Consider the following 13,713-nt stretch of genomic DNA (forward strand, 5'->3'; position numbering starts at 1 on the left):
GTTGCGCGCCCGGTCGGCCGGCGCGTCAAGATTCTGACCGGCGCGGGTCTCAAGACGCCGTGCAAAGTGGCCGAGAATGTCACTGCGATGAGCACGCCCGAACGGCTGGCCGGCGCCCGCGCCCTCCTGCGCTTCGTGGCGCGCCAGGGCCGACTCAGCATGGAGGATGCCGCGCGCGTCGAGGGTCTCGTCGCGGACGGCACGTCCGTCCACGAGGTGCTCGAGCGCGAGGGGCTGATCGGTCAGAAGGATCTGGCGCTCCTCCTCGCCGAGACGTTGCGCCTCCGCATCGTCGACCTCACGACGTATCCGCTCGACGCCAACGTGACGCGCGAGCTCAAGGAGGCGGTCGCGACCCGCTACGAGGTCGTGCCGATCGGCATCGATGCGCAGATGATCGAGGTCGTGACCGCGAACCCGCTCGATCTCGACGGCCTGAAGGCGGTGGAGTTCGCGACCGGCAAGCGCGTCCAGGCGGTCGTCGCGACGCAGGTCGAGGTGAAGGACGCGCTCGCTCACACCTATCGCCTCCAGGAATCCCTCGAGCAGTTCCTCCAGCTCGTGCCCGCCAGCGAGTCCCTGGTCGTGAACGAGCTCAGCGACGAGGGCGACGACCTGCGGACGGTCGCCGCCGACGCCGAGCTGCCTCCCGTCATCAAGCTCGCCGACAAGATGCTGATCGAGGGCATCAAGTCGCGAGCGAGCGACATCCACGTCGAGCCCGAGGGCGACTCGGTCCTCGTGCGCTACCGCGTCGACGGCATCCTCGAGGAGGCCTTTCGCTTCCCCAAGTGGATCCAGAACCCGCTCGTCGCGCGTCTCAAGGTGATGGCGAAGCTCGACATCACCGAGCGCCGTCTGCCGCAGGACGGCCGCATCCAGGTCCGTTACCTCGACAAGACGGTGGACATGCGGGTGTCGAGCCTGCCCGCCCAGCACGGCGAGAAGATCACGCTCCGCATCCTCGACGCGAGCCAGGCCGTGAAGGCGCTCGATCGCCTCGGCTTCGCGGCCGGCGACCTGAAGCTCATGCGCGAGGCGGCGAAGAAGCCGCAGGGGATGATCCTCATCACCGGCCCGACCGGTAGCGGCAAGACGACCACCCTCTACGCGCTCCTGCGCGAGATCTTCTCGCCGAAGACCAACATCGTCACGATCGAGAACCCGATCGAGTACCAGCTCAAGGGCATCAACCAGGTCGAAGTCAACGAGAAGCAGGGCCTGACCTTCGGCAGCGTGCTGCGGTCCGTGTTGCGCCAGGATCCCGACGTCATCCTGCTCGGCGAGATCCGCGACAAGGAAACCGCCGGGATCGCGTTCCAGGCGGCGAGCACCGGACACCTCGTCCTCAGCACCGTCCACACCAACGACGCCGCGGGCGCCGTGACCCGCCTCCTCGACCTCGGGCTCGAGCCGTACGCGATCGCGTCGGCGTTGAACCTGGTGGTGGCGCAGCGGCTCGTGCGGCAGCTGTGCCCGGCGTGCGCGAAGCCGATCGATCTCGATCCGGGGATGCGGTGCCAGCTCCACCTCGAGGAGGGCGCGACCGTGAAGCAGGCGGCCGGCTGCGCGCAGTGCCGGCACCAGGGCTATCGCTCGCGCATGGGCGTCTACGAAATGCTGCCGATGACGGGCGCGATCACCAAGCTGATCGAGGCCGGCGCCGGCGAGAGCATGGTGCGCCAGCAGGCGCGCAGCGAAGGCGCGCACTCGATGCTGGAGGACGCGGTCGAGAAGATTCGCGCCGGCGTGACCAGCGTCGAAGAGGTGCAGCGGGTCGTCCAGATCGCCGACGCCGGCAACGCGCAGTGTCCCGGGTGCCGCAAGGAGATCGCCGAGGACTACAGCGTCTGTCCGCATTGCAGCAAAGTGCTGCGCGCGTCGTGCGGCGGCTGCGCCAAGCCGCTGAACCCCGAGTGGGTGCGGTGTCCGTACTGCGGGGCTTCCTCCGAGGCGGATGGGGCTGCCTCCGTCGAGGCGCCCGCGGAACGGCGGAGCTTCAAGGCGCTGGTGGTCGACGACACGGCGACCATCCGCGACGTCGTCCGACACACGCTCGAGCACTCCGATCTCGGGCTCGCGGTCGTGACCGCCGAGGACGGTCCGCAGGCGCTCGAGATCGCGGGACGCGAGCGCCCCGACATCGTGATCCTCGACATCTCGATGCCCGGCATGGACGGATTCGAGGTGTGCCGCCGCCTGCGCTCCGAGATGCGGACGGCGTTCGTGCCGGTTCTCATGCTGACCGCCCACGACAGCGAGGACGACGTCGCGCGCGGCTTCGGCGTGGGCGCCGACGACTACATGGTGAAGCCGTTCCGCCGCGAAGGGCTGCTCGCGCGCGTGAAGCGGATCCTCGAGCGGACCTACGGCGGCCAGGCGGTCGGCGCGCCGCCGCTGCCGAACACGACGCGTGGCGCGGCGTCGGTGTCCGACGTGGAGGCGGTCGCGTCCGCGACGTCCCATGCCGCCGAGCCGAGCTCGGAGATCGCGGCGACGGTCGCCGCGCTCGCCGCCGAGCGCGATGCGCTCCGCGACGCCGTCGCCGCGAGCGGCGATCGTCTGGGAGCGCTCGTGGACCGGATCGACGAGCTGGCCGCGCGGGTCGGGGAGCTTGCGGCGCGCACCGAGGCGGTCGAGGCACGGCCGGTCGCGGCCCCGCAGCCCGATGCCCCCGGCGCAGCGCCGGCGCTCGACGAGATCCGCGGGCTCGTTGCCGCGCTGCGCGAGTCGCAAGAACGGCGCTTCGCCGAGCTCCGTGCCGACGGGGCGCGTGCGGCCGCGATCGCGGAGGAGGCGCTCGCGAGCGCGCGCGCCACGGCCGGCGCCGTGCCGCCGGCCGGGTTCGCCGCGATGATGAGCACGCTCGACCAGCTGCAGGGCGAGCATGCGGCGCTCGCGTCGGTCGTCCGGGCGGCAGCCGCGGCGAGCGAGGCCGCGGGCGGAGCGGACGAGGAGTGCGAGCGCCGTCTGCGCGAGATGGGCGCCGAGGTCGCCGAGCTCCGGACCGCCACGGTCACGCTCGAAGAGGCGCTGCAAGGCGAGGCCCTCGCAACGACCGAGCGCGTGGCGCGCGAGCTCGCGGCGATGCGCCAGGACGTCGCGGCGCAGGACGAGCGGCGGGCGGAAGAGGCGCGGCGCCTGGCGAGCGTCGAGGACGCCGCGCAGCGGGTCGCGGGGGAGATCGACGCGGCGATCGACGCGGCGACGCGGCGGCTTCGAGAGGATCTGGCGGCGATCGAGCGCGGCGTCGCCGTGCGCGGCGGGGTCGATGCGGCGCTCGCGGGACGTCTCGAGACGCTCGCGCAGCACGTGGACGCGGTCGCGGCCGAGGCCGTCGCCGGACGGGAGCGCGAGACGGACCTGCGGCGTCGGGCCGACGACGCGACGACGTCGGTCGAGCGGCTCGGCGCAGCGGTGGAGGCGCTCCGCCACGACGTGGAGGAGGGCGGCCGGGCCGCGGTGGAGCTCGATGCGCGTCTGGGGCAGGGCGAACAGACGATCGGCGCGGTCCGGGGCGACCTCGCGGCCGCGCTCCATGCGGCGGGTCGCGATCGGGACGAGATCCACCGGCTGGCCGCGGCCGAGGCGGCGACGCGGGCGACCAGCGACGAGGCGCTCGGGACGGCCGAGCGGGGCGCGGCGGAGCTCGCCGCCCTGCGCGAGTCCATCGAGGCGCGATTCGGGCGCGGCGAGGAGGCGGCCGGCGAGCTCCGCGAGGCGATCGGCGCCCGTCAGGGAGCGCAGGAGCGTCAGCTGGTGCGGCTCATGTCGCGCGTCGCCGGGGCGCGGCGGGTGGCGGTCAAGGTCGTGCGGCGTGTGCGGGCCGCGGGTCGCGCGTCCGAGGCGCGCCTCGAGGCGCGCGAGGTGGCATGCGATCGCCGGATCACGGCGGTCCGCGAGGAGGCGCTCGCGGCGCTCGCGGACGCGCGGCGGGAACAGGCGGCGCTCGCCGCTCGCCTCGATGCCGTCGACGCGGCGCGCGCCGCGGGCGAGCACGAGGTCGACCGGCGGCTCGGCGCCGAGCTGGACGCGCTCAAGAGCGTGGTCGAGCGGCTCGACGGCGATCATCGGCGGCTCGCGGCCGACGTGGAGGAGCGCCTCCGCAACCTCATGCGAACCGCCGCCAACGGATTCGACGTCCAGCTCGCGCTCCTGCGCGGCAAGGTCGAGGTCCTCGCGCGGACCCTCCGCGATCAGATGCCGACGGACCCGGCCGTGCCCGCCGCCGAGGACGCGCTCCTCCACCACCGGCACGGGCTCATGGAGATGCTGCGCGATCAGCTCGCGACGCTGCGGGGCGGCGTCGAGTGGCGCCCGCAGCGGGTTCTCGACCTCCTGGTCGAAAGCTCGCTCGCGGCGGCGATCTCGCCGCTCCGGCGGGTGCTGCAGCTCGCGCAGGGCGCGACGTCCGAGCCGAAGGCGGTGGCCGATGCCGGCGCCGCCGACGTCACGGACGAGTCAACATCACCTTCTTAGGATCCTTCAGCCCGCCGAGCAGCTCGGACATGGACGTGCCGAGGTGCGGGTGGGTGACGTGCGGCGCGAGTTCCGCGAGCGGCATCAGCACGAAACGCCGCGCGTGCATCTCGGGATGCGGAATCTTGAGATTCTTCTTGTTGACCGTCTGGTTGTCGATGAGAAGGAGGTCGATGTCGATGATGCGCGAGCCCCAGCGCTTGCCGGTGACGCGCTTGCGACCCATCGATTTCTCGATCGCGAGCGTCTGCTTCAGGAGCGCTTCGGGCTCGAGGTCGGTCTCGATCTCAAGGACGCTGTTGATGAACCAGGTCTTGGCGTTGCCGTGCGGCTCGCTCTCGTAGAGCGACGACGCCTTCACGATGCGCGTGCTCGGCAGCTCGGCCAGGCGCCCCTCGGCCTCGCGGACGTTCGCCTTGCGATCTCCGAGATTGGAGCCGAGACCCACGTAGACCCGATGCGCCATCGTTGCTGTCGTGCTCCTCGCGTCCGGCCGAAGCCGGGAGCGCCTAGAGTTTGAGCGTCTTCAAACGTTCCACGGCTTCCGCGAGCCGCGGCGTTGCGACCGTCAGACTGAAGCGGATGTACCCTTCGCCGGCGGCCCCGAACCCGCTGCCCGGGGTCGCGACGACGCCGACGTCCTGCAGGAGCTTGGCGACGAGGCTCGTCGACGTGAAGCCGCGCGGACAGGCGACCCAGACGTAGAAGGTGCCGCGCATGGGCTGCGCCGCGAGCCCGAGGCTCGCCAACGCCGGCAGGATCATGTCGCGGCGCTCGCGGTAGAGCTCGCGCATCTTCGCGACCGGCGTCTGGTCGCCGGTGAGCGCCGCGATGCCCGCTTCTTGCACGGCCTGGAAGATGCCGGAGTCGACATTCGTCTTGACTTTGCCGAGGCCCGCGACGAGCGCGCGATTGCCGGCGGCGAAGCCGACGCGCCAGCCGGTCATGTTGTAGGTCTTCGAGAGCGAGTGGAACTCGATCGCGAGGTCGCGCGCGCCGGGCGTCGCCAGGAAGCTCGGCGGCGGCTCGTCGAAGTAGATCTCGGAGTAGGCGTTGTCGTGGGCGACGATGATGCCGTGGCGATCGGCGAAGGCGACGACGTCCGCGAAGAACTGGCGAGAGGCGAGGGCGCCGGTCGGGTTGTTCGGATAGCCGATCCACATGAGCTTGGCGCGCTTCGCGACCTCCTCCGGAATCGCCTCGAGGTCGGGGAGGAAGCCGTTCTCGGCGCGCAGCGGCATCGGGTAGACGGTGCCGCCGTTGAATTGCGTGCCGATCGAGTACACCGGGTAGCCCGGGTCGGGCACGAGAACGATATCGCCGGGATCGACGAAGGCGACCGCCATGTTGGCGATGCCCTCCTTGGAGCCGATCAGCGACACGACCTCGGTTGCCGGATCGACCTGCACCGCGAAGCGCTTCTCGAGGTAGCTCGCGGCGGCGGCGCGGAAGCTCGGCATGCCCTCGTAGTCGGGATAGCGGTGGTTCGCCGGCCGGGTCGCGGCCTGCTGGAGGGCGGCCACGATGTGCGGAAACGTCGGGCTGTCGGGGTCGCCGATGCCGAGGCTTATGAGGTCGACGCCGCGCGCGGCGACCTCTTTCTTCATGCGGTCGATCTCGGCGAAGAGATACGGCGGCAGCTTGCGAATTCTCTCGGCAGGAAGGATACTTACGGGCACCGTCTCGCTCTCCTTCGTGACGACAGCGCGCCGCTCGAATCCACCAGCAGCCACGCGAAACCGATCGAAGAGCCGCTCCTTAGCCGAACACTCCCGCGAGCACAAGGCGGCTCTGCGATTCGTATATGCGGGCGCGTGGCCCGCGGCGCACTACTCCCGTTCGATCAACAAGCTCTGCACCGAGCGGCCGATCGGACCGTGCTCGTCGTAGAGCCGGCTTTCGGCGAGGCCGACGCCGAGCGGGTCGGGGAGCGTCGTCGACTCGAGGGCAACCCACTCGCCGACGGGATGGCGGTGCAGGTAGATCGTGAGGTCGGGGTTGATGAAGCGATAGCCGTCGCGACGGCTCACCATCCAGCTGATGCCGTTTCCGAAGTCGGCGGCCGCGGCGACGCGTGAGAGCCGTGAGGTCGCCTCGCCGGCGACCAGCGGCACGCGGAGGCGGATCCAGGCGGTCGCCGGTCCCGGCTCCTCGAAGCTGCCGGCGACGAAGAGCATCTCGATCGCGCCGGAATGGAAGCCGGAGTACTGGACCTGCGCGGCCCACGGGGGCAGGCTCGCCACGCCGCTCGTCGGCGGCGGCGGGTGCCCGACCGGCGCCGCGCCTTCCGGCAGCGGCACCCGCCCGCGCCGGAGGCGGAGCCCGCTCGCGCGTGCGACCTCGACGCCCGTGGCGGCGACGGCGAGCGACGCCTCCACGAGCTGCACCTTCTTTCCCGGGCGCGCGAGCCGCGTCGCGAGCCGGAGCGGCGCGATCGGAACGGGACGCAGGAGATCGACCGTGACCCGCACGACGAGCATCGCGTCGCCGCCGTCGAAGCGCTCGATGGCGCGGGCCAGGAGGGCGGCGGGCGCGCCGCCGTGCTGCGCCTCGGGCGTCCACGGACCGCGTGCGAGATCGGTGGGGAGGACGACGTCGCCGTCCGCCACGAATACGGAATCGCTCATGGACGGGAAGACCTAACCGGGCGCCGGAGCTACCGCCAGAGGTGCGTTGCGCGTCAGAGGCCGAGAACGTCGCGCATGCCGTAGACGCCCGGCCGCTGCTTCGCGAGCCAGAGCGCCGCGCGAAGTCCCCCGCGCGCCAGGCACTCGCGGCTCTGCGCGCGGTGCGCCAACTCCAAGCGTTCGCCCGCGCCGAGGAAGTACACGGTGTGGTCGCCGACGACGTCGCCGCCGCGGACCGCGAGGACGCCAAGCTCCTCGTCCTGGCGCGGGCCGGGCTCGCCCTCGCGGCCGAATACGCCGCGGCCGGCGAGCGGCCGCCCCTGCGCGGCCGCCGCGACCTCGCCGAGGCGGAGCGCAGTGCCGCTCGGCGCATCGCGCTTCAGCTTGTGGTGGATCTCGACGATCTCGACGTCGAACGACGGCCCGAGTGCCGCGACCGCCTGCTCGATCAGGCGCTCGAGCACCGCGACGCCGACGCTCATGTTGGGTGCGATGACGCTGCGCGTGCGCGCGGCGAGCGTCTCGGCCTGCGCGCGCTCGTCGGCGGTGAAGCCGGTCGTGCCGACGACGATCGCCGCGCCCGTTTCGGCGGCGATCGCGAGGTGCTCGAGCGCCGCGGCGGGCGCGGTGAAGTCGAGGGTCACGCTGTTCGCGGGCGGGGCGTAGGCGTCGACGACCTTCACGCCCGTGGCCGCGACGCCGGCGAGCTCGCCCGCGTCGCGGCCGACCGCCGGATGCCCCGGCGCCTCGACGGCGGCCGCGAGGGTCGCGCCGGGATCTTCGAGCACGAGCCGGACGAGCAGCCGGCCCATGCGGCCGGCCGCGCCGCAGACGACGATCGGCGTCATGACGCGAGCAGCCCGAGCCCGCGCAGCGCCGCGGCGAGCTCGGCGCGGCGTCCCGCGTGCGTCATGGCGACGAGCGGCAAGCGGAGTTCGTCGCGGCAGAGGCCGAGGAGCGACAGGCCGTGCTTCAGCGGGATCGGGTTGCTCTCGGTGAACGCCGCGCGCATGAGCGGGAAGAGCCGCCGCTGGATGGCGCGCGCCTCCACGAAGTCGCCGGCGAGCGCCGCGGCCGCGAGGTCGGCCATCTCGCGCGGGACCAGGTTGCCGATCGTCGTGATGACGCCCGCACCGCCGTTCGCGATCACCGTGAGCGTCGTCGAGTCGTCGCCCGAATAGATCTCGAAGTCGTCCGGGACGGCGTGGACGACATCGAGCAGGTGGTCGAGCGCATCCGACTCCTTCAGGCCGATGATGTTCGGGTGCCGCGCCAGCTCGGCGATGGTCGGCGCCTCGATCGCGCGTCCGGTGCGGCCCGGAATGTTGTAGAGGATGATCGGGAGGTCGGCCTCGTCGGCGACCCGGAGGTAGTGGAGCTTCAGTCCCTCCTGCGTCGGGCGGTTGTAGTATGGCGAGATCATGAGGGCCGCGGCGGCGCCGGCCTTCTTTGCCTCGCGCGTCAGACGTACCGCCTCGGCGGTCGCGTTCGATCCCGTGCCGGCGATCACCGGCACGCGCCCGCGCGCTTGCTCGACGGCGAAGCGCACGACCTCGGCGTGCTCCTCGTGCGTGAGGGTGGCGGCCTCGCCGCTCGACCCGCAGGGCACGAGCGCGGAGGAGCCGCCGGCGATCTGGCGCTCGATCATCGCGCCGAACGCCTTCCAGTCGATCGCTCCGTCGGCGAAGGGCGTGGCGAGAGCGACCATGGAGCCGGTGAACCGTGGAGGGCGTGTCGTCATGGGTACCGTCCGTTGGCTGCGCTCAGACGCCGGCCGCGGCGTAGAGCTGTTCGAGATCGACGTCGGCGGTGAAGACCTCGGCCGCCGCGCCGGTCATGAAGACGTGGTCCGGCGCGATCGGAGCGCCGGGGGCGCGCCATTCGACCTCGAGGTCGCCCCCGCGGAGGTGGACGGTGGCGCGCCGGTCGGTCCGATCGGTCAGCACGCCGGCGACGAGCGCGGCGCAGGCGCCGGTGCCGCACGCCATCGTCTCGCCCGAGCCGCGCTCCCACACGCGGAAATCCATGACCGTCCGCGAGCGGACGGCGACGAACTCGGTGTTCACGCGCTTCGGAAAGAACGGGTGGTGCTCGAACTGCGGGCCGATGCGCGGGAGGTCGAGGGCATCGACGTCCGGCACGAACACCACGCAGTGCGGGTTGCCCATCGAGATGCAGGTGATCTCCCAGGTCATGCCCGCGACCTCGAGCGGCTGGTCGATGACGCGCCCCTCGTGTGCCACCGGGATGCGCGGGCCGTCGAGCACGGGCACCCCCATGTCGACGGTGGCGCCGATCGCGCGGCCGTCCGCTCCGACCGCGACCGTGATCGTCTTCGGTCCGTCGTCGGTGTCGATCCGCATCGGGTTCTTCGCACACCCCCGGTCGAAGACGTACTTGGCGACGCACCGGATGCCGTTCCCACACATCTCCCCGCGGCTGCCGTCGGCGTTGTACATCTCCATGCGGCAGTCGGCCCCGTCCGCGGGCCGCACCAGGATGAGCCCGTCGGAGCCGATGCCGTGATGGCGGCGCGCGACGGCGCGCGCGAGGCGGGGCGGATCAGCGACGACGTCGCGGTCCCGGCAATCGACGTACAGGTAGTCGTTGCCGATCCCGTGCATCTTGGTCATGCGGACCACGTCGCCCACGCGCTATGCCAGACTCGCCGGGACGGTCTCGCCGCGCATGAGGTCGTCGATCGTCTCGCGGGCGCGCACGACGTCGAAGCGCGCGCCGTCGACGAGGACGCTCGCGGGCCGCGGACGCGCGTTGTAGTTCGACGCCATCACGAAACCATACGCTCCCGCGCTCATCACCGCCAGCAAATCGCCGGCGACAACCGGTGGCAGCGGGCGGTCCTGGGCGAGGAAGTCGCCGCTTTCGCAGATCGGCCCTACGACGTCGACGGGGTGCGCGGCGCCGTCGCCGGCGCGCTCGACCGGGCGGATGTCGTGGAAGGCTTCGTAGAGCGAGGGGCGGATGAGGTCGTTCATGGCGGCGTCGACGACCACGAAGCGCTTGGCCGTGCCGGCTTTCAGATAGATCACCCGGGTGAGGAGCACGCCCGCGTTCCCGACGAGCGAGCGTCCGGGCTCGACGAGGACGGTGACGTCGAGGCCGCGGGCGGCGTCGGCGATCGCCTTCCCGTAGTCGGCGTGGGTCGGCGGCGTCTCGTCGCCGTAGGTGATGCCGAGTCCGCCGCCGAGGTCGAGGTAGCGGATGCGGTGGCCGCGCTCGCGGAGATCGCCGACGAGCGCGCGGACGCGGGCCCAGGCGTCGACGAACGGCGCCATCGTCGTCAGCTGCGAGCCGATGTGGCAATCGACGCCGACGATCTCGAGCGCGGGGAGGGTGGCCGCCTTGGCGTAGAGTTCGAGCGCGGTGTCGATCGCGACGCCGAACTTGCTCTTCTTCATGCCGGTCGAGATGTAGGGATGCGTCTGCGGGTCGACGTCGGGGTTCACGCGGATCGCGATCGGCGCCCGTGTGCCGAGCCGCGCGGCGACCGCCGCCAGCGCCTCGAGCTCCGCCGGCGACTCGACGTTGAACATCAGGATGCCGGCGCGGAGGGCGGCCTCGATCTCGTCGACCTGCTTGCCGACGCCCGCGAACACGATGCGCCGCGGGTCGGCGCCGGCGCGGAGCGCCCGCGCGAGCTCGCCGCCCGATACGATGTCGAAGCCGCTGCCCTCGCGGGCGAAGGTGCGGATCACCGCGAGGGTGTCGTTCGCCTTGATGGCGTAGCAGACGACGTGGGGCACGGCCGCGAGCGCCCGGTCGTAGGCGCGGTACGCGGCGCGGAGCGCGGCCAGGCTGTAGACGTAGGTCGGCGTGCCGACCTCGGCGGCGATGCGCGCGAGCGGCACGTCTTCACAATGGAGCGCGTCAGAGCGGTAGTCGAACATGCGGGTCCTCGGGTCGTGGTCAGGGCTCGGGCTCGGCCGCGGGCGGCCATCGGGAGACCATACGCTCCCGTGCGGGACGCCGCTAGTTTCGTGCGGCGGTTCGATCCGCAGGCGCATGCTGCATGGCTTCGACGGTTCTGGAAATCTCAGCCGCGCCAGCCTCGAACCGACGCTCTTCTCCGACGTGCGCGCGCCGAATAGATCCACGCGGCGCTTCGGATGGCCCTCGATCTCGATGCCGGTTGTCTCTTGAAGGTGCTGTGTTCCGAGCCGGAGACGCTGCGGACGCTCGAGCTGATCGCGGAGGAAGATCGCATCGTCGTTTCCTCGCTCGCCAGGGTCGAGGCGCTCACGCCTCTCCACGGTCGGGTCGCCGGTGGTCACCTTTCGCGAGCAGGCGCCCGGAGGCTGGCCAAGCGGCTCGCCGCGCTTCTCGCGACCGACCCGTACGAACCCATGAACGTTCCGGTGACGATCTACGACCTGGCGGTCGAACATGTCGCACCGTTCGCCCCGAACGACTACTGCCGTAGTCTCGACCGACTGTACCTCGCCGTCATGGATGCGCTCCGGTTGCGCCGTCTTCTCACCAACGACGACGCGCAGGCACGCGTGGCCGAACGGCTGGATTTCGACGTCGTGTTTCCGCGCGGAGATCGAACTCGTTACGGGAAGAGGAGACGAAGTCCCGGGGAGGGCGAAGGTCCGAACGACTACGTGGCTACGGCGCGCGGTCGTCGGGGTTCGGACTCGGTGCCGGGGCGGACGGTGGGCTCCACGTGATCTCGGCCGCTCCGGACGGTGCGCTGTAGTAGCCGTCGGTCGTGTAGGCGACGATCCGGTAGTGGTACGTCGCGCCCGTGAGCAGCCTGGTGTCGACGTAGTCGAAGCGCTTCGCTTTCTGGAAGCGGCCGCGATCGGTCACGGGCACGCGCGCGATCTCCTCGAAATTCGAGTTGTAGCGGTTCCGTTCGACGACGAAGCCGCCGAGGTCTTCCATATCGCTGCCGTCGACGTACTCGGTCGGCCGCGACCAGCGCACCAGGATGCCGCCCGACTGGCTGGCGAGCGAGAGCTCCTGCACCGCGCGCGGAGCGACCAGCTGCGGCGGCTTCGGCATCGTCTTCCGGCCGCAGGCGGGGAGCGCGAGGGCGAGCGCGAGGATCGTCAGTGCTGCCGCGCGCCGCACCGTCAGAGTCCCCGGAGACGGCGCGCGACGTTCGCCGGCGCGGTGCCGCCGCCCGCGACGCGGCGGGCGAGCGCCGCGTCCTGCGACAGCCACTCGCGCACGTCCGACCCGAAGTGCTTCGAGAGCGCCTGCCACTCGCGGACGTTCAGGCTTTCGAGCCGCCGGTTCTCGGCGAGGCATTGCCGCACCGCCCGCCCGACGATGTGGTGCGCCTCGCGGAAGGGCACGCCTTTGGTGACGAGATAATCGGCGACGTCGGTGGCGAGGAGATAGCCTTCGGAGGTCGCCGCCTGCATGCGATCGGCATTCACGGTGAGCCGTGGCAGGAGCGCCGTCAGCACGGCAAGACAACCCTTGATGGTGTCGGTCGTGTCGAAGAGCGGCGGCTTGTCCTCCTGGAGATCGCGATTGTAGGAGAGCGGCAGCGCCTTCATGATCGTCAGCATCGCGACGAGGTTGCCGTAGACCCGTCCCGTCTTGCCGCGCACCAGCTCCGCGACGTCGGGGTTCTTCTTCTGCGGCATGATCGAGCTGCCGGTCGCGAAGTCGTCGGGGAAGGTGACGAACCCGAACTCGCTCGCCGACCAGAGCACGAGCTCTTCGGCGAGCCGGGAGAGATGGGTCGCGGTGATCGCGCCGGCGGCCAGGAACTCGACGATGAAGTCGCGCTCGGAGACGGCGTCGAGGCTGTTGGCCGCGACCTTGGCGAAGCGCAGCTCGCGCGCCACCTGCTCGGGGTCGATGGGGAAGGTCGTGCCGGCGAGCGCGCCGGCGCCGAGCGGCAGCACGTCGGCGCGCCGGCGGCAATCGGCGAACCGCTCGCCGTCGCGCTCGAGTTGCTCGTGGTAGGCGAGGAGATGGTGCGCGAACAGCACCGGCTGCGCGTGCTGGAGATGCGTGTAGCCCGGCATCACCACCTTCTGGTGTTTGCGGGCGAGCGCCACGAGCGCCTTCTGGAAGGCGGTGATGCTCTTCAGGATGTTGCCGATCTCGGCGCGCACGAAGAGCCGGAGGTCGAGCGCGACCTGGTCGTTCCGGCTGCGCGCGGTGTGCAGGCGGCCGCCCGCCGGGCCGATCTTCTCGATCAACCGGCGCTCGATCGCCATGTGGATGTCCTCGTCGCTCTGGCTGTAGGCGAACTCGCCGCTGGCGATCTCCTTCTCGATCTCGCTGAGTCCGCGCGCGATCTTCTTGCCGTCGGCGGCGGGGATGATGCCGCACGCGGTCAGCATGTGGCAGTGCGCGAGCGAGCCCGCGATGTCGTAGGGCGCGAGACGCTTGTCGACCTGGATCGAGGCGGTGAACTCCTCGACGATCGGCGCCGTCGCGGTGGCGAAGCGTCCCTCCCAGGGCTTCGACTTCTTGGTCGGCATGGGCGTCACTTTCCTCGCGCCGCGACGAGCGCCTGGATGCGGAGCCGGAGCGCGGAGAGGCGGATGAAGCCCTCCGCGTCGGCCTGGTTGTAGACGCCGCCCGCTTCGAAGCTCGCGATCGACGGGTCGTAGAGCGA

Annotated in this window: 12 protein-coding genes; 2 read left to right on the forward strand and 10 right to left on the reverse strand. The window is 71.3% G+C overall.

The window, feature by feature from the left end:
• Positions 1 to 87: 87 nt before the first annotated feature.
• Positions 88 to 4,479 carry a Flp pilus assembly complex ATPase component TadA gene (tadA, locus tag IT293_18510; protein MCC6766655.1) on the forward strand — a complete coding sequence of 1,464 codons (4,392 nt, stop codon included), beginning with the start codon at positions 88 to 90 and terminating at the stop codon, positions 4,477 to 4,479.
• Here tadA and folK read toward each other — a convergent pair.
• From folK to lysA, 7 genes are all read right to left on the reverse strand, one after another.
• Complete coding sequence (gene folK / locus IT293_18515) at positions 4,451 to 4,945, reverse strand: 2-amino-4-hydroxy-6-hydroxymethyldihydropteridine diphosphokinase (protein MCC6766656.1); 495 nt, start codon at positions 4,943 to 4,945, stop codon at positions 4,451 to 4,453. The two genes, tadA and folK, sit on opposite strands and share 29 nt — an antisense overlap.
• A gap of 43 nt (positions 4,946 to 4,988) precedes the next feature.
• Positions 4,989 to 6,146: an LL-diaminopimelate aminotransferase gene (locus tag IT293_18520; protein MCC6766657.1), complete on the reverse strand. Its 1,158-nt coding sequence runs from the start codon at positions 6,144 to 6,146 to the stop codon at positions 4,989 to 4,991.
• Positions 6,147 to 6,308: 162 nt separating this feature from the next.
• Positions 6,309 to 7,106: a thioesterase family protein gene (locus IT293_18525; protein MCC6766658.1), complete on the reverse strand. Its 798-nt coding sequence runs from the start codon at positions 7,104 to 7,106 to the stop codon at positions 6,309 to 6,311.
• 53 nt (positions 7,107 to 7,159) lie between these two features.
• Entirely contained in the window at positions 7,160 to 7,954 is a 795-nt protein-coding gene (locus tag IT293_18530; GenBank protein MCC6766659.1) for a 4-hydroxy-tetrahydrodipicolinate reductase, read from the reverse strand.
• Positions 7,951 to 8,847, reverse strand: a complete 897-nt coding sequence (locus tag IT293_18535) for a 4-hydroxy-tetrahydrodipicolinate synthase (GenBank protein MCC6766660.1) — start codon at positions 8,845 to 8,847, stop codon at positions 7,951 to 7,953. Before IT293_18535 ends, IT293_18530 begins: the two co-directional genes overlap by 4 nt.
• A 22-nt stretch (positions 8,848 to 8,869) precedes the next feature.
• Positions 8,870 to 9,739 carry a diaminopimelate epimerase gene (locus tag IT293_18540; protein MCC6766661.1) on the reverse strand — a complete coding sequence of 290 codons (870 nt, stop codon included), beginning with the start codon at positions 9,737 to 9,739 and terminating at the stop codon, positions 8,870 to 8,872.
• A gap of 21 nt (positions 9,740 to 9,760) precedes the next feature.
• Complete coding sequence (lysA, locus tag IT293_18545) at positions 9,761 to 11,014, reverse strand: diaminopimelate decarboxylase (GenBank protein MCC6766662.1); 1,254 nt, start codon at positions 11,012 to 11,014, stop codon at positions 9,761 to 9,763.
• A 219-nt stretch (positions 11,015 to 11,233) separates the two neighbouring features.
• Between lysA and IT293_18550 the strand changes: the two genes are divergently transcribed.
• The gene (locus IT293_18550) at positions 11,234 to 11,797 is read left to right on the forward strand and encodes a PIN domain-containing protein (protein ID MCC6766663.1); all 564 of its coding nucleotides are present in this window, start codon (positions 11,234 to 11,236) and stop codon (positions 11,795 to 11,797) included.
• On the opposite strand, the gene IT293_18555 is transcribed toward IT293_18550, so the two are convergent.
• The 3 genes from IT293_18555 to IT293_18565 form a co-directional block, all read right to left on the reverse strand.
• A complete protein-coding gene (locus tag IT293_18555; GenBank protein ID MCC6766664.1) occupies positions 11,736 to 12,203 on the reverse strand; it encodes a fibronectin type III domain-containing protein in 468 nt (155 codons plus the stop codon). The two genes, IT293_18550 and IT293_18555, sit on opposite strands and share 62 nt — an antisense overlap.
• 2 nt (positions 12,204 to 12,205) lie before the next feature.
• On the reverse strand, positions 12,206 to 13,576 hold the full coding sequence (gene argH, locus IT293_18560) for an argininosuccinate lyase (GenBank protein ID MCC6766665.1): 1,371 nt from the start codon (positions 13,574 to 13,576) through the stop codon (positions 12,206 to 12,208).
• A gap of 5 nt (positions 13,577 to 13,581) precedes the next feature.
• Positions 13,582 to 13,713, reverse strand: a 132-nt coding sequence (locus IT293_18565) for an argininosuccinate synthase (GenBank protein ID MCC6766666.1), incomplete at its 5' end; no start/stop codon positions are given.

This window comes from Deltaproteobacteria bacterium, assembly GCA_020848745.1.
GTDB lineage: Bacteria > Desulfobacterota > Binatia > UTPRO1 > UTPRO1 > UTPRO1.